We start from the raw sequence: 23274 nt of genomic DNA, 5'->3' as shown, positions 1-23274 counted from the left end.
ATTATCCTCCTAATGAAGTACGAAGCGCTTCTGCAACATTTGCTACTCCGATAACCTCAATCCCTTTTGGTTTTGTCCATCCATCCAGATTTGCCGCGGGTATGATCATGCGTTTAAAACCAAGCTTTGCCGCTTCTTTCACACGCTGTTCAATTCTTGAAACCCGCCGGACTTCTCCGGTTAATCCCACTTCTCCAATAAAACAATCTGCAGGATTTGGAGGTGTGTCTCTAAAGCTTGATGCAATACTAATCACAATCGCAAGATCAATTGCCGGTTCATCAAGCTTAACGCCGCCAGCCACTTTCAAATAAGCATCCTGATTTTGCAGCAGCAGTCCAACTCTTTTTTCTAACACAGCCATTAACAGAGAAACCCTGTTATGGTCTATTCCCGTTGCCATACGCCTTGGGTTGCCAAAGCTTGTTGGCGAGATGAGCGCCTGAATTTCAACGAGAATCGGTCTAGTGCCCTCCATAGAGGCAGTGATACTCGAGCCTGCGGAACCAGCAGAGCGTTCTTCTAAGAAAATTTCCGAAGGATTCAAAACCTCAGTGAGCCCCTCTTCCCGCATTTCGAAAATGCCCATTTCGTTTGTAGATCCGAAACGGTTTTTTACAGCCCGCAAAATACGGAAAGTATGGTGGCGTTCTCCTTCAAAATATAAAACAGTGTCAACCATATGCTCCAACAGTCTCGGACCTGCAATAGACCCTTCTTTCGTCACGTGCCCTACGATAAAAATCGGAATACCTTTTGTTTTTGCAATTTTCATCAGCTCAGCGGTACATTCTCTGACCTGTGACACACTGCCTGGAGCCGATGTAATATCGCTTTGGTAAACCGTTTGAATAGAGTCAACAACGACAAACGCTGGATTCATCTCTTGTATAGCAGACGAAATATACTCCATATCGGTTTCAGATAAAACATGCAGTGACGGACTATTAATGCCGAGACGGTCTGCTCGCAGCTTCGTTTGCTTTACAGATTCTTCTCCCGAAATATACAGGACACTGTTTGATGAGCCTGATAATTGAGCGGAAACCTGCAGTAATAGCGTTGACTTTCCGATACCAGGATCACCGCCAATTAAAACGAGGGAGCCTTTAACGACACCTCCGCCGAGTACTCTGTTAAACTCGCCAAGCTGGGTTTTAACGCGGGGTTCTTCTGATGTTTCGATTGATGTAATAGGTGAAGGTTTCTGTACAGTTTGAACAGAATGAGAAAAAGCCGCTCTCCGATTGGCCGGTGCTTTTTTAATCATTTCTTCCACCATTGTATTCCAAGCACCGCAGCCTGGACATTTCCCCATCCATTTTGGAGACTCGTAGCCGCAGGATTGGCAGATGAATTTCGATTTTGTTTTAGCCATATATAGTGTAAGACCTCTCCCTTGTTCTATTTCTTGATATGAAAGTGAGGCATACACTTACATGCTGTATGCCTCATTTCCGTCTTCTATATTAATTCGTTTTAGCAGTCGTTTTTACGACAAATTCGCCATCTTCTACATCAAGAACAATATGCTGTCCTTTATGAATATTTCCTCTGAGGAGTTCTTCAGATAAACGATCCTCGACATGTTTTTGGATCGCTCTTCTTAACGGACGGGCACCGTATTCCAGGTCAACGCCCTCTTCCGCGACTTTCGCTTTTGCAGCATCTGTCAATTCGATAGAAAGATCTTGTTCTTTCAAGCGTTTCGTTAATTGATCAGACATTAATGACACAATCTCAGTGAGATGTTTTTTCTCAAGTGAATGGAAGACAATGATTTCATCAATACGGTTGATGAACTCAGGTCTGAACGCTCGTTTTAATTCACCCATCACTTTATCTTTCATGTCTTTATGATTTTGAGTTTCATCCTGAACGTTAAAGCCGACATATTTATTGCGTTTCAGCTCACTTGCTCCGACGTTTGATGTCATGATCAGAATGGTATTGCGGAAATCGACTGTGCGTCCTTTAGAATCAGTCAATCGTCCGTCTTCAAGAACTTGCAGAAGGATATTGAAGACATCAGGGTGCGCTTTCTCGATCTCATCAAGAAGCACGACAGAGTAAGGTTTTCTTCTGACTTTCTCTGTCAATTGACCGCCTTCATCATATCCCACATAACCCGGAGGTGAACCAACAAGTCTTGAAGTTGAGTGTTTTTCCATGTATTCAGACATATCAATTCTGATCATGGATTCTTCATCGCCAAAAATGGATTCAGCAAGTGCTCGTGCAAGTTCTGTTTTACCTACACCTGTAGGGCCTAAGAAAATGAATGAGCCGATTGGGCGTTTAGGATCTTTCAATCCTGCTCTTGCACGTCTGACGGCTTTTGCAACAGCTACAACTGCTTCATCCTGGCCGATGACACGGGAGTGAAGAATGTTTTCCATATTGAGAAGCTTATCAGTTTCAGTTTGGGCGATTTTAGATACAGGCACACCAGTCCAGCTGGATACAACCATCGCAATATCATCCACAGTAACCTCTGAGTTTTCCTGCCCTTGCTTCTCTTTCCATGATTTCTTCGTATCCTCTACTTGCTCGCGCAGGCGTTGTTCAGTATCACGCAAGGAAGCAGCTTTTTCAAACTCTTGGCTTTGCACTGCCGCATCCTTCTCTTTACGAACCTCATCAAGCTTCTGCTCAAGCTCTTTTAAGTTAGGAGGCGTTGTAAATGAGCGCAGTCTCACCTTTGAACCTGCTTCATCGATCAAGTCAATTGCTTTATCCGGAAGGAAGCGGTCAGAAATATATCTGTCAGAAAGCTTAACCGCAGCTTCAATGGCATCATCAGTGATAGAAACGCGGTGGTGGGCTTCGTATCTGTCACGCAGACCTTGTAAAATTTGAATACTTTCATCTACAGATGGCTGATCAACCTGAATCGGCTGAAAACGGCGTTCCAGTGCTGCATCTTTTTCAATATATTTACGGTACTCATCAAGAGTCGTTGCACCAATACATTGGAGTTCGCCGCGAGCAAGTGAAGGTTTTAAAATATTAGATGCATCAATAGCACCTTCTGCTCCGCCTGCCCCGATTAATGTATGGAGCTCATCGATGAATAGAATGATATTTCCTGCCTGGCGAATTTCATCCATGACCTTCTTCAGGCGATCCTCAAATTCTCCGCGGTATTTTGTGCCGGCAACAACTGTTCCCATGTCTAATGTCATCACACGTTTATCACGCAAAATTTCGGGTACTTCATTATTGATAATTTGCTGTGCCAAACCTTCTGCGATAGCCGTTTTACCTACACCTGGTTCCCCAATGAGAACAGGGTTGTTTTTCGTTCTGCGGCTTAACACTTCAATGACACGCTGGATCTCCTTGCTTCTGCCGATTACAGGGTCAAGGCTGTCTTCCTTCGCAATAGCAGTTAAGTCTCTTGCCAAGCTGTCAAGCGTAGGCGTATTCGCATTGCTGTTTGTTCCTGCCGCTGATGATCCTGTTTCATTACTTCCTAGAAGCTGGAGCACCTGCTGTCTTGCTTTATTTAAGCTGACACCGAGATTATTCAGAACTCTCGCAGCAACACCTTCTCCTTCACGAATCAGACCAAGAAGAATATGTTCTGTTCCCACATAAGAATGACCGAGTTTTCTTGCCTCATCCATTGAAAGCTCAATGACTTTTTTAGCTCTAGGAGTATAATGAATCGTTTGAGACATTTCCTGCCCGCGCCCGATCAAACTTTCTACTTCTTTCTGAATTTTTTCTGAACCGAGTCCAAGCGCTTGAAGAGCTTTAGCAGCAATGCCCTCTCCTTCTCTTACCAGTCCTAATAAAATATGCTCAGTGCCAATGTTATTATGACCTAACCGAAGTGCTTCTTCCTGTGCTAGCGCCAGTACTTTTTGAGCTCGTTCTGTAAATCTTCCAAACATCATATCGATTCATCCTCCTGTCTTTTCCCATTCATTTCTAAGTGAAGCCGTTCTCTGATGAGAGCCGCTCTTCGAATGTCCCTTTCGTTCGGACGCAAAGCGCCTCCCGAGTATTGCTGTAAAAACCCTGGCTGCGTCAAAATCATAAGTTCGTTAAGTATGTTGCTTGAAAGTCCTTTTATTATGCCTAAGTCTATGCCTAACCGAACATCTGAAAGGCACTTTGCAGTTTCTTTCGATTCTATCATCCGGCAATTAGACAAGACCCCATATGAACGATATACCCGATCCTCAAGTTCGATTTTAGAAGTTTGATAAATCGCTTCTCGGGCAGATCGTTCTTGTTCAATCAACTGAGCAGCAACACTGTTAAGATCCTCTACAATATCCTGCTCTGACTTACCAAGCGTGATCTGATTTGAAATTTGAAAGATATTCCCTACTGCTTCGCTGCCTTCCCCATAAATTCCTCTAACAACTAAGCCTAATTGATTAATTGCCGGTATAATTCGATTTATTTGCCTAGTTAAAACCAGCGCCGGCAGATGCATCATGACCGAAGCCCTTAAACCTGTACCTACGTTTGTAGGACAGCTGGTTAAGTATCCTCTTTGCTCATTGAATGCATAATCAACTTTTTCTTCAATCCAGTCGTCGACCTGGTTTGCGGCTTTCATTGCTTCTAAAAGCTGAAATCCAGGGAAAAGACATTGAATTCTAATATGGTCCTCTTCATTTAGCATGACGCTTACTTCCTCATTTTCAGAAAGCAAACAGCCGCCAAAAGGAGACTCTGTCAGATTCGGACTGATTAGATGTTTTTCAACAAGTACACGCTTCTCTAAAGGCTGTGCATCATTCATTCTAATCAAAACAAATTTGCCGATTCCGGAAATTTCTTGCTCTGAAAACTGATCTTCAAATTGCTGTATGATGGATGAGGCTTCTTCATTGGAATACCGCGTAGGGAACCGAATATGCTCAAAGTTCCTTGCTAAACGTATGCGGCTGCTGAGTACAATGTCACTTTCAGGTCCTTTCTGCTTCATCCAACTGCTTAGTGCGTCCTGAATAAAATGCTTTAGCGACATTACTCCTGTTCCTCCTCACTATCTGTACTTTTGAGTGATTGTTCTAATGAACGAATTTGATCTCTTACATGAGCTGCATTTTCAAATTCTTCTTGATGGATTAAGGATTCCAATTCCTTTTTTAGCATATCAATCTGCCGTCTGACATGAAGATTGCCGCCTATTCGTTTCGGTATCTTACCTGCATGCACAGTGTTTCCGCTGTGCACTTTACGTAGGATTGGTGTAATGTTGCTATGAAATGTTTTGTAACATTCAGAACATCCAAAACGACCAATTTTTCTGAATTGCTGAAAAGTCATTCCGCATTTCGGACAAGCAGATATTTGCTCCGAGTGACTGAACATTTGAGTTCCTGCATTTTGAAATGAAGAATCCATATTCAGTAGACCCGAAAGTAAATTATGAATAGAGAAACCCTGATTTGCACTTATACCATATGAATCACTATTTTCTTTGGCACATTGTTCACAAATATGAACTTCTATTTTTTCTCCGTTAACAACCTTTGTAAAGTGAAAAGTGGCTGGTCTCTCGTGGCACTCTTGACAAATCAATCTTTTCACCCGCTTATTTTAATTTTAAAGAAGTCAGCATTGCCTTCATCATTCTCGCTCTTAATTCATCACGTTCAGGTAAGTCAATGTGTAAAACTGAGCGGTCCATTACGCTGACCATCATTTTTGCTTCTCTTTCTGAAATTACCTTGTCTTCTAATAGCCTTAAAATAATGTCATCAGAGGCTGCTTGAGACAAATGGGTATTAATTTGAGAAATAATATTATTGATCAGGACAACTTCATTGTTCATTTTAATTTTAATGATTCTGATATAACCGCCGCCCCCGCGTTTGCTCTCAACAATATATCCTCTTTCGCTTGTAAATCTGGTGTTGATGACATAATTTATTTGGGAAGGAACGCATTGAAATTTATCTGCAATTTCACTTCGTTTAATCTCTAAAATTTCCTTGCCGTTTTGATCTAACACTCGTTTTAAATATTGTTCAATGATGTCAGAAATATTATGTCCCACTCAACCCCCTCCTTTACTGACTTTGACTATATTTGACTTTAATCTTACTATAAGCCGTTTCTCGAGGAATTTCAACTTTCTCGCTCTATCCTTTATTATTTCCATTTTCGCGGTCCACAAAACCTGATTGCTGATTTAAAATTCGGTATAAAGTTATTATATTATACAGTTAAGTGGAATTTTATGATACCAATAAATCAAAATACAAAAAACCCAGCTCAATGAGCTGGGTTTAAGCTTGCTTGGCGGCGTCCTACTCTCACAGGGGGAAACCCCCGACTACCATCGGCGCTGAAGAGCTTAACTTCCGTGTTCGGTATGGGAACGGGTGTGACCTCTTCGCTATCGCCACCAAACAAATTGAGAGTGTTCTCTCAAAACTAGATAACAGGTGTGACATCATTCAAAAATATGGTTAAGTCCTCGATCGATTAGTATCTGTCAGCTCCATGTGTCGCCACACTTCCACCTCAGACCTATCAACCTGATCATCTTTCAGGGATCTTACTTCCTTGCGGAATGGGAAATCTCATCTTGAGGGGGGCTTCATGCTTAGATGCTTTCAGCACTTATCCCGTCCGCACATAGCTACCCAGCGATGCCCTTGGCAGAACAACTGGTACACCAGCGGTGCGTCCATCCCGGTCCTCTCGTACTAAGGACAGCTCCTCTCAAATTTCCTGCGCCCGCGACGGATAGGGACCGAACTGTCTCACGACGTTCTGAACCCAGCTCGCGTACCGCTTTAATGGGCGAACAGCCCAACCCTTGGGACCGACTACAGCCCCAGGATGCGATGAGCCGACATCGAGGTGCCAAACCTCCCCGTCGATGTGGACTCTTGGGGGAGATAAGCCTGTTATCCCCGGGGTAGCTTTTATCCGTTGAGCGATGGCCCTTCCATGCGGAACCACCGGATCACTAAGCCCGACTTTCGTCCCTGCTCGACTTGTAGGTCTCGCAGTCAAGCTCCCTTGTGCCTTTACACTCTGCGAATGATTTCCAACCATTCTGAGGGAACCTTTGGGCGCCTCCGTTACCTTTTAGGAGGCGACCGCCCCAGTCAAACTGCCCACCTGACACTGTCTCCCCGCCCGATAAGGGCGGCGGGTTAGAAGGTCAATACAGCCAGGGTAGTATCCCACCGATGCCTCCACCGAAGCTGGCGCTCCGGTTTCCAAGGCTCCTACCTATCCTGTACAAGCTGTACCAACATTCAATATCAGGCTGCAGTAAAGCTCCACGGGGTCTTTCCGTCCTGTCGCGGGTAACCTGCATCTTCACAGGTACTATAATTTCACCGAGTCTCTCGTTGAGACAGTGCCCAGATCGTTGCGCCTTTCGTGCGGGTCGGAACTTACCCGACAAGGAATTTCGCTACCTTAGGACCGTTATAGTTACGGCCGCCGTTTACTGGGGCTTCAATTCGCACCTTCGCTTACGCTAAGCGCTCCTCTTAACCTTCCAGCACCGGGCAGGCGTCAGCCCCTATACTTCGCCTTACGGCTTCGCAGAGACCTGTGTTTTTGCTAAACAGTCGCCTGGGCCTATTCACTGCGGCTCTCTCGGGCTTGCACCCTAACAGAGCACCCCTTCTCCCGAAGTTACGGGGTCATTTTGCCGAGTTCCTTAACGAGAGTTCTCTCGATCACCTTAGGATTCTCTCCTCGCCTACCTGTGTCGGTTTGCGGTACGGGCACCTCTCACCTCGCTAGAGGCTTTTCTTGGCAGTGTGGAATCAGGAACTTCGCTACTATATTTCGCTCGCCATCACAGCTCAGCCTTATGGGAAACGGATTTGCCTATTTCCCAGCCTAACTGCTTGGACGCGGATATCCAATACCGCGCTTACCCTATCCTCCTGCGTCCCCCCATTGCTCAAATGGTGAGGAGGTGGTACAGGAATATCAACCTGTTGTCCATCGCCTACGCCTTTCGGCCTCGGCTTAGGTCCCGACTAACCCTGAGCGGACGAGCCTTCCTCAGGAAACCTTAGGCATTCGGTGGAGGGGATTCTCACCCCTCTTTCGCTACTCATACCGGCATTCTCACTTCTAAGCGCTCCACCAGTCCTTCCGGTCTGGCTTCACAGCCCTTAGAACGCTCTCCTACCACTGTTCGAAGAACAGTCCGCAGCTTCGGTGATACGTTTAGCCCCGGTACATTTTCGGCGCAGAGTCACTCGACCAGTGAGCTATTACGCACTCTTTAAATGGTGGCTGCTTCTAAGCCAACATCCTGGTTGTCTAAGCAACTCCACATCCTTTTCCACTTAACGTATACTTTGGGACCTTAGCTGGCGGTCTGGGCTGTTTCCCTTTCGACTACGGATCTTATCACTCGCAGTCTGACTCCCAAGGATAAGTCATTGGCATTCGGAGTTTGACTGAATTCGGTAACCCGGTAGGGGCCCCTAGTCCAATCAGTGCTCTACCTCCAAGACTCTTACCTTGAGGCTAGCCCTAAAGCTATTTCGGAGAGAACCAGCTATCTCCAGGTTCGATTGGCATTTCACCCCTACCCACACCTCATCCCCGCACTTTTCAACGTGCGTGGGTTCGGGCCTCCATTCAGTGTTACCTGAACTTCACCCTGGACATGGGTAGATCACCTGGTTTCGGGTCTACGACCACGTACTCATGCGCCCTATTCAGACTCGCTTTCGCTGCGGCTCCGCATCTTCTGCTTAACCTTGCACGGGATCGTAACTCGCCGGTTCATTCTACAAAAGGCACGCCATCACCCGTTAACGGGCTCTGACTACTTGTAGGCACACGGTTTCAGGATCTCTTTCACTCCCCTTCCGGGGTGCTTTTCACCTTTCCCTCACGGTACTGGTTCACTATCGGTCACTAGGGAGTATTTAGCCTTGGGAGATGGTCCTCCCGGATTCCGACGGAATTTCACGTGTTCCGCCGTACTCAGGATCCACTCAGGAGAGAACGAAGTTTTGACTACAGGGCTGTTACCTCCTATGGCGGGCCTTTCCAGACCTCTTCATCTACCTCGTTCTTTTGTAACTCCGTACAGAGTGTCCTACAACCCCAAGAGGCAAGCCTCTTGGTTTGGGCTAATCCCGTTTCGCTCGCCGCTACTCAGGGAATCGCATTTGCTTTCTCTTCCTCCGGGTACTTAGATGTTTCAGTTCCCCGGGTCTGCCTTCTCATATCCTATGAATTCAGATATGGATACCACTCCATTACGAGTGGTGGGTTTCCCCATTCGGAAATCTCCGGATCAAAGCTTGCTTACAGCTCCCCGAAGCATATCGGTGTTCGTCCCGTCCTTCATCGGCTCCTAGTGCCAAGGCATCCACCGTGCGCCCTTTCTAACTTAACCGTTAAAAAGAATCACTATGTGATATCTTGTGTTACTAATTGAATGTGATGTCTACTGTTATCTAGTTTTCAAAGAACACGTTTCGAAGGAATGATCCTTCAAAACTAAACAAGACAGGGAACGTTCTGTTTATAAGACCCAAGGTCTTATATTCCGTATAATATCCTTAGAAAGGAGGTGATCCAGCCGCACCTTCCGATACGGCTACCTTGTTACGACTTCACCCCAATCATCTGTCCCACCTTCGGCGGCTGGCTCCTAAAAGGTTACCTCACCGACTTCGGGTGTTACAAACTCTCGTGGTGTGACGGGCGGTGTGTACAAGGCCCGGGAACGTATTCACCGCGGCATGCTGATCCGCGATTACTAGCGATTCCAGCTTCACGCAGTCGAGTTGCAGACTGCGATCCGAACTGAGAACAGATTTGTGGGATTGGCTTAACCTCGCGGTTTCGCTGCCCTTTGTTCTGTCCATTGTAGCACGTGTGTAGCCCAGGTCATAAGGGGCATGATGATTTGACGTCATCCCCACCTTCCTCCGGTTTGTCACCGGCAGTCACCTTAGAGTGCCCAACTGAATGCTGGCAACTAAGATCAAGGGTTGCGCTCGTTGCGGGACTTAACCCAACATCTCACGACACGAGCTGACGACAACCATGCACCACCTGTCACTCTGCCCCCGAAGGGGACGTCCTATCTCTAGGATTGTCAGAGGATGTCAAGACCTGGTAAGGTTCTTCGCGTTGCTTCGAATTAAACCACATGCTCCACCGCTTGTGCGGGCCCCCGTCAATTCCTTTGAGTTTCAGTCTTGCGACCGTACTCCCCAGGCGGAGTGCTTAATGCGTTAGCTGCAGCACTAAGGGGCGGAAACCCCCTAACACTTAGCACTCATCGTTTACGGCGTGGACTACCAGGGTATCTAATCCTGTTCGCTCCCCACGCTTTCGCTCCTCAGCGTCAGTTACAGACCAGAGAGTCGCCTTCGCCACTGGTGTTCCTCCACATCTCTACGCATTTCACCGCTACACGTGGAATTCCACTCTCCTCTTCTGCACTCAAGTTCCCCAGTTTCCAATGACCCTCCCCGGTTGAGCCGGGGGCTTTCACATCAGACTTAAGAAACCGCCTGCGAGCCCTTTACGCCCAATAATTCCGGACAACGCTTGCCACCTACGTATTACCGCGGCTGCTGGCACGTAGTTAGCCGTGGCTTTCTGGTTAGGTACCGTCAAGGTACCGCCCTATTCGAACGGTACTTGTTCTTCCCTAACAACAGAGCTTTACGATCCGAAAACCTTCATCACTCACGCGGCGTTGCTCCGTCAGACTTTCGTCCATTGCGGAAGATTCCCTACTGCTGCCTCCCGTAGGAGTCTGGGCCGTGTCTCAGTCCCAGTGTGGCCGATCACCCTCTCAGGTCGGCTACGCATCGTTGCCTTGGTGAGCCATTACCTCACCAACTAGCTAATGCGCCGCGGGTCCATCTGTAAGTGGTAGCCGAAGCCACCTTTTATGTTTGAACCATGCGGTTCAAACAACCATCCGGTATTAGCCCCGGTTTCCCGGAGTTATCCCAGTCTTACAGGCAGGTTACCCACGTGTTACTCACCCGTCCGCCGCTAACATCAGGGAGCAAGCTCCCATCTGTCCGCTCGACTTGCATGTATTAGGCACGCCGCCAGCGTTCGTCCTGAGCCAGGATCAAACTCTCCGATAAAGTAGTTTGACTGACTACGCACATCGCTGTGCGATTTTTAAAAACTGAATTAACAGGTACGTTTTGTCTTGTTTAGTTTTCAAAGATCATTTTGTTTGTCCGCTTTGTTAAAGCAACTTTATTAGTATACAACGTCACTTCTTCAAAGTCAACAACTTTTTTAAAACTTTTGGTGGAGCCTAGCGGGATCGAACCGCTGACCTCCTGCGTGCAAAGCAGGCGCTCTCCCAGCTGAGCTAAGGCCCCATAAAAATGGTCGGGAAGACAGGATTCGAACCTGCGACCCCATGGTCCCAAACCATGTGCTCTACCAAGCTGAGCTACTTCCCGATTTCCCATCTATTCTATTAAAAAATATGGCGCGCCCGAGAGGAGTCGAACCCCTAACCTTTTGATCCGTAGTCAAACGCTCTATCCAATTGAGCTACGGGCGCAAAACATAATGCCGAGGGCCGGACTTGAACCGGCACGGTAGTCACCTACCGCAGGATTTTAAGTCCTGTGTGTCTGCCAATTCCACCACCCCGGCGTGGATGGTATAGTTGGAGCGGAAGACGGGATTCGAACCCGCGACCCCCACCTTGGCAAGGTGGTGTTCTACCACTGAACTACTTCCGCAGACAGGATGTCCAGTTTTTCTAACTGTTATCCTATATAATGCGGGTGAAGGGACTTGAACCCCCACGTCATAAAGACACTAGATCCTAAGTCTAGCGCGTCTGCCAATTCCGCCACACCCGCGTAAAATGGTGAGCCATGAAGGACTCGAACCTTCGACCCTCTGATTAAAAGTCAGATGCTCTACCAACTGAGCTAATGGCTCTTCTACAAGAGACTTGAGTATTATATCATATAAAAGTGGTGCCGGCAAGAGGACTTGAACCCCCAACCTACTGATTACAAGTCAGTTGCTCTACCAATTGAGCTACACCGGCATAATGGTGGAGGATGACGGGCTCGAACCGCCGACCCTCTGCTTGTAAGGCAGATGCTCTCCCAGCTGAGCTAATCCTCCATAATTGCACTAACGTGCAATTGCTTGGCGGCGTCCTACTCTCACAGGGGGAAACCCCCGACTACCATCGGCGCTGAAGAGCTTAACTTCCGTGTTCGGTATGGGAACGGGTGTGACCTCTTCGCTATCGCCACCAAACAAATGCCTTCAGGATGAAGGTACTAGGCGTTTCTCACAGGATGTGAGAGCCCTTAGCGGAGTTTCCTTACCTTCCGCCTTTAGAGAGGTGTTCTCTCAAAACTAGATAACAGGTGTGACATCATTCAAAAATATGGTTAAGTCCTCGATCGATTAGTATCTGTCAGCTCCATGTGTCGCCACACTTCCACCTCAGACCTATCAACCTGATCATCTTTCAGGGATCTTACTTCCTTGCGGAATGGGAAATCTCATCTTGAGGGGGGCTTCATGCTTAGATGCTTTCAGCACTTATCCCGTCCGCACATAGCTACCCAGCGATGCCCTTGGCAGAACAACTGGTACACCAGCGGTGCGTCCATCCCGGTCCTCTCGTACTAAGGACAGCTCCTCTCAAATTTCCTGCGCCCGCGACGGATAGGGACCGAACTGTCTCACGACGTTCTGAACCCAGCTCGCGTACCGCTTTAATGGGCGAACAGCCCAACCCTTGGGACCGACTACAGCCCCAGGATGCGATGAGCCGACATCGAGGTGCCAAACCTCCCCGTCGATGTGGACTCTTGGGGGAGATAAGCCTGTTATCCCCGGGGTAGCTTTTATCCGTTGAGCGATGGCCCTTCCATGCGGAACCACCGGATCACTAAGCCCGACTTTCGTCCCTGCTCGACTTGTAGGTCTCGCAGTCAAGCTCCCTTGTGCCTTTACACTCTGCGAATGATTTCCAACCATTCTGAGGGAACCTTTGGGCGCCTCCGTTACCTTTTAGGAGGCGACCGCCCCAGTCAAACTGCCCACCTGACACTGTCTCCCCGCCCGATAAGGGCGGCGGGTTAGAAGGTCAATACAGCCAGGGTAGTATCCCACCGATGCCTCCACCGAAGCTGGCGCTCCGGTTTCCAAGGCTCCTACCTATCCTGTACAAGCTGTACCAACATTCAATATCAGGCTGCAGTAAAGCTCCACGGGGTCTTTCCGTCCTGTCGCGGGTAACCTGCATCTTCACAGGTACTATAATTTCACCGAGTCTCTCGTTGAGACAGTGCCCAGATCGTTGCGCCTTTCGTGCGGGTCGGAACTTACCCGACAAGGAATTTCGCTACCTTAGGACCGTTATAGTTACGGCCGCCGTTTACTGGGGCTTCAATTCGCACCTTCGCTTACGCTAAGCGCTCCTCTTAACCTTCCAGCACCGGGCAGGCGTCAGCCCCTATACTTCGCCTTACGGCTTCGCAGAGACCTGTGTTTTTGCTAAACAGTCGCCTGGGCCTATTCACTGCGGCTCTCTCGGGCTTGCACCCTAACAGAGCACCCCTTCTCCCGAAGTTACGGGGTCATTTTGCCGAGTTCCTTAACGAGAGTTCTCTCGATCACCTTAGGATTCTCTCCTCGCCTACCTGTGTCGGTTTGCGGTACGGGCACCTCTCACCTCGCTAGAGGCTTTTCTTGGCAGTGTGGAATCAGGAACTTCGCTACTATATTTCGCTCGCCATCACAGCTCAGCCTTATGGGAAACGGATTTGCCTATTTCCCAGCCTAACTGCTTGGACGCGGATATCCAATACCGCGCTTACCCTATCCTCCTGCGTCCCCCCATTGCTCAAATGGTGAGGAGGTGGTACAGGAATATCAACCTGTTGTCCATCGCCTACGCCTTTCGGCCTCGGCTTAGGTCCCGACTAACCCTGAGCGGACGAGCCTTCCTCAGGAAACCTTAGGCATTCGGTGGAGGGGATTCTCACCCCTCTTTCGCTACTCATACCGGCATTCTCACTTCTAAGCGCTCCACCAGTCCTTCCGGTCTGGCTTCACAGCCCTTAGAACGCTCTCCTACCACTGTTCGAAGAACAGTCCGCAGCTTCGGTGATACGTTTAGCCCCGGTACATTTTCGGCGCAGAGTCACTCGACCAGTGAGCTATTACGCACTCTTTAAATGGTGGCTGCTTCTAAGCCAACATCCTGGTTGTCTAAGCAACTCCACATCCTTTTCCACTTAACGTATACTTTGGGACCTTAGCTGGCGGTCTGGGCTGTTTCCCTTTCGACTACGGATCTTATCACTCGCAGTCTGACTCCCAAGGATAAGTCATTGGCATTCGGAGTTTGACTGAATTCGGTAACCCGGTAGGGGCCCCTAGTCCAATCAGTGCTCTACCTCCAAGACTCTTACCTTGAGGCTAGCCCTAAAGCTATTTCGGAGAGAACCAGCTATCTCCAGGTTCGATTGGCATTTCACCCCTACCCACACCTCATCCCCGCACTTTTCAACGTGCGTGGGTTCGGGCCTCCATTCAGTGTTACCTGAACTTCACCCTGGACATGGGTAGATCACCTGGTTTCGGGTCTACGACCACGTACTCATGCGCCCTATTCAGACTCGCTTTCGCTGCGGCTCCGCATCTTCTGCTTAACCTTGCACGGGATCGTAACTCGCCGGTTCATTCTACAAAAGGCACGCCATCACCCGTTAACGGGCTCTGACTACTTGTAGGCACACGGTTTCAGGATCTCTTTCACTCCCCTTCCGGGGTGCTTTTCACCTTTCCCTCACGGTACTGGTTCACTATCGGTCACTAGGGAGTATTTAGCCTTGGGAGATGGTCCTCCCGGATTCCGACGGAATTTCACGTGTTCCGCCGTACTCAGGATCCACTCAGGAGAGAACGAAGTTTTGACTACAGGGCTGTTACCTCCTATGGCGGGCCTTTCCAGACCTCTTCATCTACCTCGTTCTTTTGTAACTCCGTACAGAGTGTCCTACAACCCCAAGAGGCAAGCCTCTTGGTTTGGGCTAATCCCGTTTCGCTCGCCGCTACTCAGGGAATCGCATTTGCTTTCTCTTCCTCCGGGTACTTAGATGTTTCAGTTCCCCGGGTCTGCCTTCTCATATCCTATGAATTCAGATATGGATACCACTCCATTACGAGTGGTGGGTTTCCCCATTCGGAAATCTCCGGATCAAAGCTTGCTTACAGCTCCCCGAAGCATATCGGTGTTCGTCCCGTCCTTCATCGGCTCCTAGTGCCAAGGCATCCACCGTGCGCCCTTTCTAACTTAACCGTTAAAAAGAATCACTATGTGATATCTTGTGTTACTAATTGAATGTGATGTCTACTGTTATCTAGTTTTCAAAGAACACGTTTCGAAGGAATGATCCTTCAAAACTAAACAAGACAGGGAACGTTCTGTTTATAAGACCCAAGGTCTTATATTCCGTATAATATCCTTAGAAAGGAGGTGATCCAGCCGCACCTTCCGATACGGCTACCTTGTTACGACTTCACCCCAATCATCTGTCCCACCTTCGGCGGCTGGCTCCTAAAAGGTTACCTCACCGACTTCGGGTGTTACAAACTCTCGTGGTGTGACGGGCGGTGTGTACAAGGCCCGGGAACGTATTCACCGCGGCATGCTGATCCGCGATTACTAGCGATTCCAGCTTCACGCAGTCGAGTTGCAGACTGCGATCCGAACTGAGAACAGATTTGTGGGATTGGCTTAACCTCGCGGTTTCGCTGCCCTTTGTTCTGTCCATTGTAGCACGTGTGTAGCCCAGGTCATAAGGGGCATGATGATTTGACGTCATCCCCACCTTCCTCCGGTTTGTCACCGGCAGTCACCTTAGAGTGCCCAACTGAATGCTGGCAACTAAGATCAAGGGTTGCGCTCGTTGCGGGACTTAACCCAACATCTCACGACACGAGCTGACGACAACCATGCACCACCTGTCACTCTGCCCCCGAAGGGGACGTCCTATCTCTAGGATTGTCAGAGGATGTCAAGACCTGGTAAGGTTCTTCGCGTTGCTTCGAATTAAACCACATGCTCCACCGCTTGTGCGGGCCCCCGTCAATTCCTTTGAGTTTCAGTCTTGCGACCGTACTCCCCAGGCGGAGTGCTTAATGCGTTAGCTGCAGCACTAAGGGGCGGAAACCCCCTAACACTTAGCACTCATCGTTTACGGCGTGGACTACCAGGGTATCTAATCCTGTTCGCTCCCCACGCTTTCGCTCCTCAGCGTCAGTTACAGACCAGAGAGTCGCCTTCGCCACTGGTGTTCCTCCACATCTCTACGCATTTCACCGCTACACGTGGAATTCCACTCTCCTCTTCTGCACTCAAGTTCCCCAGTTTCCAATGACCCTCCCCGGTTGAGCCGGGGGCTTTCACATCAGACTTAAGAAACCGCCTGCGAGCCCTTTACGCCCAATAATTCCGGACAACGCTTGCCACCTACGTATTACCGCGGCTGCTGGCACGTAGTTAGCCGTGGCTTTCTGGTTAGGTACCGTCAAGGTACCGCCCTATTCGAACGGTACTTGTTCTTCCCTAACAACAGAGCTTTACGATCCGAAAACCTTCATCACTCACGCGGCGTTGCTCCGTCAGACTTTCGTCCATTGCGGAAGATTCCCTACTGCTGCCTCCCGTAGGAGTCTGGGCCGTGTCTCAGTCCCAGTGTGGCCGATCACCCTCTCAGGTCGGCTACGCATCGTTGCCTTGGTGAGCCATTACCTCACCAACTAGCTAATGCGCCGCGGGTCCATCTGTAAGTGGTAGCCGAAGCCACCTTTTATGTTTGAACCATGCGGTTCAAACAACCATCCGGTATTAGCCCCGGTTTCCCGGAGTTATCCCAGTCTTACAGGCAGGTTACCCACGTGTTACTCACCCGTCCGCCGCTAACATCAGGGAGCAAGCTCCCATCTGTCCGCTCGACTTGCATGTATTAGGCACGCCGCCAGCGTTCGTCCTGAGCCAGGATCAAACTCTCCGATAAAGTAGTTTGACTGACTACGCACATCGCTGTGCGATTTTTAAAAACTGAATTAACAGGTACGTTTTGTCTTGTTTAGTTTTCAAAGATCATTTTGTTCACTTCGTTCAAGCGACTTTATTATTATAACTCGTTGACTCAGTGAAGTCAATAACTTTTTTTGAAGTTCTTTTTTTCGTTATCGCCTTGTTTAGCGGCAACGAATAATAATATACCACCTAGTAAATAATAGTGCAATAGTTTTTTTGAAGAAATACTAAGGAATTTAAAAAGAGCGGCATCCTTTCCCTATGGAGGATACCGCTCTTCTTTATTAGCGTTGTCTCATTTGCGGGAATAACAGCACATCGCGAATAGAAGGGGCATTCGTCAGCAGCATAACCAGACGGTCGATACCGATGCCTAAACCTCCTGTTGGCGGCATACCGTATTCCAGAGCTTCAACAAAGTCTTCATCCATTAGATGAGCTTCATCATTACCGGCTTCACGCTCTTTTAATTGCGCTTCAAAGCGTTCTCTTTGATCAATAGGATCATTCAGCTCTGTAAACGCGTTGGCATGTTCACGGCCAACGATAAACAGCTCAAAACGGTCTGTAAAACGCGGGTCCTCAGGGTTTTTCTTAGCAAGAGGAGAAATTTCTACAGGATGCCCGTAAATAAACGTTGGCTGAATAAGCGTTTCTTCAATTTTTTGTTCGAAGAATTCGTTGATGATATGGCCTACTGTCATAGAGTCTTTAATTTCTACTCCATGTTCTTTTGCATATTCACGCGCCTGTTCAACAGTAACCTCTTCCCAGAAATCAACGCCGGTCGCTTCTTTGACTGCGTCAACCATATGGATTCTTTTCCACTCCGGTTTAAGGTCGATTTGCTCTTCCCCGTATTGAATCGTAGTTGTGCCAAGCACTTCTTGGGCGATATGAGCGACAAGGTTTTCAGTTAAGCTCATGATATCTTTATAGTCCGCATATGCTTCATATAACTCAATCATTGTAAATTCAGGGTTATGGCGTGTAGAGACACCTTCGTTACGGAAAACACGGCCGATTTCATATACTTTTTCTAAACCGCCGACAATTAGACGTTTTAGGTGCAGTTCGATAGCAATACGCATATAGAGTGGAATGTCTAACGCGTTGTGGTGAGTGATAAACGGACGTGCAGAAGCTCCCCCAGGAATGCTGTGCATTGTAGGTGTTTCTACTTCTAAGTATCCATGATCATCAAGGTATCTTCTCATAGCTTGAATGATCTTGCTTCGTGTAATAAACGTATGTTTGCTGTCTGGGTTTACGATAAGATCCAGGTAGCGCTGACGGTAGCGCTGCTCAACGTCTTTTAAACCATGGTATTTGTCAGGAAGCGGACGAAGCGCTTTTGTCAGCAATTCAAAGGAAGTTGCTTTAACAGACAATTCGCCTACATTTGTTTTGAAGACTTTTCCGGTTACGCCGATAAGATCACCGAGGTCAGAAGACTTGAAGATTTCATATTGGTCGTCACCGACACTGTCTTTTCTTACGTAGATTTGGATTTGGCCTTCTAAATCCTGAAGATGGGCAAAGCCGGCTTTTCCTTTGCCGCGTTTTGTCATCATGCGGCCTGCGATTGTAACTTCAATCGCTTTTTCTTCCAACTCTTCTTTGGTTAGATCTTGATATGCCGAAATAACTTCTTGAGACTGATGAGTTCTTTCAAAACGTGCGCCGAATGGATCGATGCCGTTATCTCTCAGCTGATTCATTTTATCGCGTCTGACTTGCAGCTGATCATTCAATTCTTCATGGTTATGCTCTTCTTGACTCATTGTTATCACTCCATTACAGATATTGTTTCATGAAAAAAGCAGAAAAACTGCCAGCGTAAAACTAGCAGTGAGCAGCAAATAGAGGTGAGTATTATCCTACTTTTGCATTTTGAAGCTCTTTTGCCTCAACTTCAACCGTAAATGCATCTAAAAGCTGTACAAACTCTTCTCTCGTCTCGCAATGATTGATTTCATTACGAACGTTCGCATTGCCTTTCACGCCTTTCAGATACCATGCAGCGTGCTTTCTCATTTCTCTTACCGCTACGTTTTCACCTTTTAAGTCAATCAGGCGGTCAAGATGCAGTTTGCATACGGCCATTTTTTCGCGTACTTGCGGCTCTTCTTTTAATTCACCTGTTTCAAGATACTGAACCGTACGGTAAATCATCCACGGGTTGCCCAATGCAGCGCGTCCGATCATGACCCCGTCTACTCCTGTCTCATCGAGCATACGCTTAGCATCCTGCGGTGTCTTAACATCGCCGTTTCCGATAACCGGAATCGATACTGATTGTTTTACTTCTTTGATGATATCCCAGTTTGCCGTTCCTTCGTACATCTGCACTCTAGTACGGCCGTGAAGCGCAACTGCTTTACCGCCCGCACGTTCTACAGCCTGTGCATTTTTCACTGCGAAAATGTGGTCTTCATCCCAGCCCATTCTCATTTTAACTGTAACTGGTTTATTAACAGCATCCACTACTGCAGAAACCATTTCGTAAATCTTATCAGGATCGAGAAGCCATTTGGCTCCCGCATCGCATTTTGTAATCTTCGGCACGGGACATCCCATGTTAATGTCAATGATATCAGCAGTTGTGTTTTGGTCTACAAACTTCGCCGCTTCCACAAGGGTTTCCTTTTTTCCTCCGAAAATTTGAAGGCTCAGTGGTTTCTCACGTTCATCAATATAAAGCATACCCATTGTTCTTGCATTGTTGTAAAGGATCGCTTTGTCACTGACCATTTCAGCGCATACCAATCCGGCTCCGAATTCCTTTACAGTCAATCTGAACGCAGAGTTGCAGACACCAGCCATAGGTGCGAGCACAACCCGGTTTTTCAATTGAATATCTCCGATTTTGAACAATTTTTCTCCTCCTTTCATTTGTTCTATTTTTCTGGCGGCGCCAATTCGTCCGCACTTATATTTAAAACATCTGCTGCATCTTGAATGATGGCAGCTGACGGCAATCGGTTTCCGCGTTCAATTTCGCCGAGAATAGAAACTGATATACCTAATGCTTTTGCAAATCCTTCTTGAGTATAACCTTTCAGCTTTCTGAATGCACGAATTCGTCTACCCCAGATTTCTGCTTCCATACTCTTACACCTTCTTGGTCTGTTTCGGCGCTTGTAGCCTCTTTTTCAACCTGCTGGCAAATTTCCGCAAGCGGCGCAAGGACAAACAAACGCTCATACATTCTCGGATGCGGAACAATTAGTTGCTCTGTTTCAATATTTTCACGATTAAATAACAAAATGTCAAGGTCTGCCGTCCGCGGCCCCCATCTTACTTCCCTTGTTCTGCCTAATTCATTTTCTATCTGCTGCGTCAGTTCAAGGAGTTCAAAAGGGTTCAGTGATGTCTTGATTTCAACAGCCATATTCAAAAATTGAGCTTGATCTTCGTATCCGACCGGGTCAGTTTCATAAATAGACGACACTTTAGTGACTGTCACCGCAGCATGCTGATGCAGTAAAGCCACTGCTTGCCTTAAATACGTTTCTCTATCTCCAATATTAGATCCAAGTGCAATATAAGCTATGTTGTTCATGACTTTTTTCTCGTAATTTCAATTGCTACTGATTTATAGTGTCCGGGAATTGGCGGGTCTGGCTTAATCACTTTCACCGTACATTGCTGAACAGGCTGAAATTTTTCGAGAACAGTGCCAGCAATACGTTCCGCCAGCGTTTCTACCAATTTTACAGGCTCCCCTTCCACGATATCTTTACATACGTGATAGAGCTCAGCATAGTTGATCGTTTGCTCAAGGTCGTCTGTTTGTCCGGCTTTGCTTAAATCCAGCTCAGCGGTTAAATCGACTTTAAACCGCTGGCCAAGTTTGTTTTCTTCTTTGAACACACCGTGATATCCGTAAAACTCCATACCTTCTACATAAACTTTATCCATGGTGCACCCCTCCCTTATTCAGCATCGCGTCCATCATTTTCGCCATTCTGGCAATTTGCTTTACATCATGGACCCTGACAATGTCACAGCCTTTTTGAATGCCGAGACACACAGTCGCGCCTGTGCCCTCAGCCCGCTCCTCAGGCGGAAGATCCAGAACACGTCCGATGAATCTTTTTCGGGAGGTTGCCAGAAGAACCGGATATCCCAATCCGCTGAAAATCTCTAGTTTGTTCATCACTGCCAAGTTATCGTGATAGGTTTTCGCGAAACCGATACCGGGATCAAGAATAATGTTCTTCTCGTCTACTCCGGCCTCAACAGCAATTTTTACACTCTCCATTAAGTCCGACAGCATATCCGGCAATAAGTCATTGTAGTTTCTTTCAGGGCGGTTATGCATGAGAACAATTGGAACATTATGTTCAGCTGCAACGGAAGCCATCTTCGGATCATGTTTGGCTCCCCAAATATCATTGATAATGGATGCACCGGCTTTCACTGCTTCATCTGCGACAGAAGCCTTGTACGTGTCTACAGAAATAGGAACACCAAGCTCTTTCGTAATCCGCTCAATCACCGGAATGACTCTGGACATCTCCTCATCCTCAGATACGCACTCAGCGCCAGGCCTTGTCGATTCCCCTCCGATATCAATGATATGGGCACCATCATTGATCATCTCTTCCGCGTGCAGCAGCGCCTTGTCCAAGCTGTCATATTTTCCGCCGTCCGAGAAAGAGTCAGGCGTTACGTTTAAAATTCCCATCACCAGCGTCTTCTCTTTATATGATAAAGCGCTGGGCTTAGTGTGGATTACTTGTGTTTGATCTATTGTGTGCTGCGCCATGCTCTTCCTCCCTTTTCATGAATCATGTTCTTTATTTCTTTTTTGTATAACAATTGAAGAGCGGAGGTTGCTTCTCCGCTTTGGCTTCCATAGTTTACTTCTTCTATTTTAATAAACGGGATGATTTCAAGAACCGAGTTCGTCATCCACGCTTCGTCAGCTGTCAAGAGAGCTTCTAGCTCATATCGGCCCGTTTTGAGCTCCAGGCCGATATTCTTTGCATTTTCTATGATAAAACGTCTCGTGACGCCGTCCAGAATACCAGTATCAAGCGATGGCGTATAGATACAGCGACCTTTTCTCCAGAAGACATTAGATATGATACCCTCTGCAACAGCTCCATCCTCCGTTAGGAAAATTCCCTCGACACGTGGATCATTTCCAATTTCCCGTTTCGCATACATATTATTTAGATAATGATGAGATTTTAACCGGAACGATCCCTCAGGAGTGTTTCTCCGTATCGATAAAACCTTCCCTTCTTTTTGCAAAGGAAGGCTTTCTGGTTTCAGCTGATTCACAAAGCATAAAACGGTCGGCTTATCGTACGTCTGGGCGACAAAGCCTTTATCGCTGATCCCCGCTGATATGTTCAGTCTGACGCGGGCATTGCCATCCTTGATATCATTTAGCTTAAGCAGCTTGTCCAGCATCTCAAGGATCTCATGCTTTGAAACAGTATATTCGATTTGCAGATCCTTAAGCGCGCGTTCAAGCCTTTCTATATGCCAATCAAGCAAAAACGGGCAGCCTTCGTAGAGCCTGAAGGTTTCGAAAACACCGATCCCATATAAAAACCCATGGTCAAAAGGAGAAAGAACTGCATCTTTCTCCTCCATATACCGGCCGTTCACATATATCATCACGCAATAACTTCCTTGCGATATGTCTCAATAAAATTTCTGAGCATTTCTTTCCCAAAGGAGGTCATAATAGACTCTGGGTGAAATTGCACGCCCTCTATCGGGAGGTCATTGTGGCGAATAGCCATGATTTCTCCTTCTTTCGTTTGTGCTGTTACTGTAAAACAGCTTGGCAGCGTCTCAGGTTTTACGATCAGCGAGTGGTATCGCGTCGCAACAAGGGGGTTTTTCAACCCTTCAAAAATGGTCTTGCCGTCATGCTCGATATCCGAAGTTTTCCCGTGCATAAGCCGTTCTGCCCTAACAACATCACCGCCGAACACTTGTGCGATGGACTGATGTCCGAGACATACACCGAAAATAGGAATTTTCCCTGCGAAATGTTTAATTGCTTCGAGGCTGATTCCCGCCTCATCAGGGCTGCAAGGTCCGGGAGATATCATCAGAAAGTCCGGAGACAGTTCTTCAATTTCTTCGATTGTGATGCTGTCATTGCGTCTCACAACAAGCTCTTCCCCAAGCTCGCCCAAATACTGTACCAAGTTGTACGTGAATGAATCGTAGTTATCAATCATTAAAATCATTTCTCCGCT

The 23274-nt window shown here is 47.5% G+C and carries 13 protein-coding genes, 9 tRNA genes and 6 rRNA genes; all 28 read right to left on the bottom strand.

Features of this window, described 5'->3' with window-relative positions:
- Position 1: 1 nt before the first annotated feature.
- The 28 genes from radA to pabA all read right to left on the bottom strand — a co-directional run bounded on the left by radA (position 2) and on the right by pabA (position 23265).
- Entirely contained in the window at positions 2-1378 is a 1377-nt protein-coding gene (radA, locus tag NSU05_RS00580; protein ID WP_038428273.1) for a DNA repair protein RadA, read from the bottom strand.
- A gap of 91 nt (positions 1379-1469) precedes the next feature.
- A complete protein-coding gene (gene clpC / locus NSU05_RS00575; protein WP_003235011.1) occupies positions 1470-3902 on the bottom strand; it encodes an ATP-dependent protease ATP-binding subunit ClpC in 2433 nt (810 codons plus the stop codon).
- Positions 3899-4990 carry a protein arginine kinase gene (locus tag NSU05_RS00570; RefSeq protein ID WP_038428272.1) on the bottom strand — a complete coding sequence of 364 codons (1092 nt, stop codon included), beginning with the start codon at positions 4988-4990 and terminating at the stop codon, positions 3899-3901. Before NSU05_RS00570 ends, clpC begins: the two co-directional genes overlap by 4 nt.
- Complete coding sequence (gene mcsA / locus NSU05_RS00565; protein WP_015252993.1) at positions 4990-5547, bottom strand: protein-arginine kinase activator protein McsA; 558 nt, start codon at positions 5545-5547, stop codon at positions 4990-4992. The genes NSU05_RS00570 and mcsA overlap by 1 nt, the downstream gene beginning before the upstream one ends.
- A 13-nt stretch (positions 5548-5560) precedes the next feature.
- Positions 5561-6025: a transcriptional regulator CtsR gene (gene ctsR / locus NSU05_RS00560; protein WP_003225724.1), complete on the bottom strand. Its 465-nt coding sequence runs from the start codon at positions 6023-6025 to the stop codon at positions 5561-5563.
- 240 nt (positions 6026-6265) lie between these two features.
- Positions 6266-6381 (bottom strand): 5S ribosomal RNA (gene rrf / locus NSU05_RS00555).
- 55 nt (positions 6382-6436) lie between these two features.
- Positions 6437-9364, bottom strand: a 23S ribosomal RNA gene (locus tag NSU05_RS00550).
- Positions 9365-9534: 170 nt separating this feature from the next.
- Positions 9535-11084 (bottom strand): 16S ribosomal RNA (locus NSU05_RS00545).
- Positions 11085-11254: 170 nt separating this feature from the next.
- A tRNA-Ala gene (locus NSU05_RS00540) sits at positions 11255-11330 on the bottom strand.
- A 7-nt stretch (positions 11331-11337) separates the two neighbouring features.
- Positions 11338-11414: transfer RNA gene (locus NSU05_RS00535), tRNA-Pro, on the bottom strand.
- Positions 11415-11441: 27 nt separating this feature from the next.
- Positions 11442-11518, bottom strand: a tRNA-Arg gene (locus tag NSU05_RS00530).
- Between the two features lie 9 nt (positions 11519-11527).
- Positions 11528-11613 (bottom strand) — tRNA-Leu (locus NSU05_RS00525).
- Positions 11614-11627: 14 nt separating this feature from the next.
- A tRNA-Gly gene (locus NSU05_RS00520) sits at positions 11628-11702 on the bottom strand.
- A gap of 40 nt (positions 11703-11742) precedes the next feature.
- Positions 11743-11825, bottom strand: a tRNA-Leu gene (locus NSU05_RS00515).
- A 6-nt stretch (positions 11826-11831) separates the two neighbouring features.
- A tRNA-Lys gene (locus NSU05_RS00510) sits at positions 11832-11907 on the bottom strand.
- A gap of 36 nt (positions 11908-11943) precedes the next feature.
- Positions 11944-12019 (bottom strand) — tRNA-Thr (locus NSU05_RS00505).
- Positions 12020-12023: 4 nt separating this feature from the next.
- Positions 12024-12099: transfer RNA gene (locus NSU05_RS00500), tRNA-Val, on the bottom strand.
- A 22-nt stretch (positions 12100-12121) separates the two neighbouring features.
- Positions 12122-12237: ribosomal RNA gene (gene rrf, locus NSU05_RS00495) — 5S ribosomal RNA — on the bottom strand.
- Between the two features lie 133 nt (positions 12238-12370).
- Positions 12371-15298, bottom strand: a 23S ribosomal RNA gene (locus NSU05_RS00490).
- 170 nt (positions 15299-15468) lie between these two features.
- A 16S ribosomal RNA gene (locus NSU05_RS00485) occupies positions 15469-17018 on the bottom strand.
- Together the 16S, 23S and 5S rRNA genes with 9 tRNA genes alongside form the textbook arrangement of a ribosomal RNA operon.
- A 310-nt stretch (positions 17019-17328) precedes the next feature.
- Positions 17329-18828, bottom strand: a complete 1500-nt coding sequence (lysS, locus tag NSU05_RS00480; protein WP_003226674.1) for a lysine--tRNA ligase — start codon at positions 18826-18828, stop codon at positions 17329-17331.
- A gap of 91 nt (positions 18829-18919) precedes the next feature.
- A complete protein-coding gene (dusB, locus tag NSU05_RS00475; RefSeq protein ID WP_014475588.1) occupies positions 18920-19921 on the bottom strand; it encodes a tRNA dihydrouridine synthase DusB in 1002 nt (333 codons plus the stop codon).
- Between the two features lie 23 nt (positions 19922-19944).
- Positions 19945-20154, bottom strand: coding sequence for a helix-turn-helix transcriptional regulator (locus tag NSU05_RS00470; protein WP_003226678.1), 210 nt, complete (start codon positions 20152-20154; stop codon positions 19945-19947).
- The gene (folK, locus tag NSU05_RS00465) at positions 20106-20609 is read right to left on the bottom strand and encodes a 2-amino-4-hydroxy-6-hydroxymethyldihydropteridine diphosphokinase (RefSeq protein WP_003242690.1); all 504 of its coding nucleotides are present in this window, start codon (positions 20607-20609) and stop codon (positions 20106-20108) included. Before folK ends, NSU05_RS00470 begins: the two co-directional genes overlap by 49 nt.
- Complete coding sequence (gene folB, locus NSU05_RS00460; RefSeq protein ID WP_014478613.1) at positions 20606-20968, bottom strand: dihydroneopterin aldolase; 363 nt, start codon at positions 20966-20968, stop codon at positions 20606-20608. The genes folK and folB overlap by 4 nt, the downstream gene beginning before the upstream one ends.
- Complete coding sequence (gene folP / locus NSU05_RS00455) at positions 20961-21818, bottom strand: dihydropteroate synthase (RefSeq protein WP_015715113.1); 858 nt, start codon at positions 21816-21818, stop codon at positions 20961-20963. Before folP ends, folB begins: the two co-directional genes overlap by 8 nt.
- Complete coding sequence (gene pabC / locus NSU05_RS00450; RefSeq protein WP_015715112.1) at positions 21800-22681, bottom strand: aminodeoxychorismate lyase; 882 nt, start codon at positions 22679-22681, stop codon at positions 21800-21802. Before pabC ends, folP begins: the two co-directional genes overlap by 19 nt.
- Positions 22681-23265 carry an aminodeoxychorismate/anthranilate synthase component II gene (gene pabA, locus NSU05_RS00445; protein WP_017696363.1) on the bottom strand — a complete coding sequence of 195 codons (585 nt, stop codon included), beginning with the start codon at positions 23263-23265 and terminating at the stop codon, positions 22681-22683. The genes pabC and pabA overlap by 1 nt, the downstream gene beginning before the upstream one ends.
- Between the last annotated feature and the right edge of the window lie 9 nt (positions 23266-23274).

The sequence above is a fragment of the Bacillus sp. EU52 genome (assembly GCF_037964975.1).
GTDB classification, from domain to species: Bacteria; Bacillota; Bacilli; order Bacillales; family Bacillaceae; genus Bacillus; species Bacillus subtilis.
This window is presented reverse-complemented; position numbering and strand designations above follow the sequence as displayed.

Excerpts from the sequence above, each read along its gene's own strand:
- radA (WP_038428273.1), bottom strand. The coding sequence starts at position 1,378 with ATGGCTAAAACAAAATCGAAATTCATCTGCCAATCCTGCGGCTACGAG.
- clpC (WP_003235011.1), bottom strand. The coding sequence starts at position 3,902 with ATGATGTTTGGAAGATTTACAGAACGAGCTCAAAAAGTACTGGCGCTA.
- NSU05_RS00570 (WP_038428272.1), bottom strand. The coding sequence starts at position 4,990 with ATGTCGCTAAAGCATTTTATTCAGGACGCACTAAGCAGTTGGATGAAG.
- lysS (WP_003226674.1), bottom strand. The coding sequence starts at position 18,828 with ATGAGTCAAGAAGAGCATAACCATGAAGAATTGAATGATCAGCTGCAA.
- NSU05_RS00470 (WP_003226678.1), bottom strand. The coding sequence starts at position 20,154 with ATGGAAGCAGAAATCTGGGGTAGACGAATTCGTGCATTCAGAAAGCTG.
- folK (WP_003242690.1), bottom strand. The coding sequence starts at position 20,609 with ATGAACAACATAGCTTATATTGCACTTGGATCTAATATTGGAGATAGA.
- folB (WP_014478613.1), bottom strand. The coding sequence starts at position 20,968 with ATGGATAAAGTTTATGTAGAAGGTATGGAGTTTTACGGATATCACGGT.
- folP (WP_015715113.1), bottom strand. The coding sequence starts at position 21,818 with ATGGCGCAGCACACAATAGATCAAACACAAGTAATCCACACTAAGCCC.
- pabC (WP_015715112.1), bottom strand. The coding sequence starts at position 22,681 with ATGATATATGTGAACGGCCGGTATATGGAGGAGAAAGATGCAGTTCTT.
- pabA (WP_017696363.1), bottom strand. The coding sequence starts at position 23,265 with ATGATTTTAATGATTGATAACTACGATTCATTCACGTACAACTTGGTA.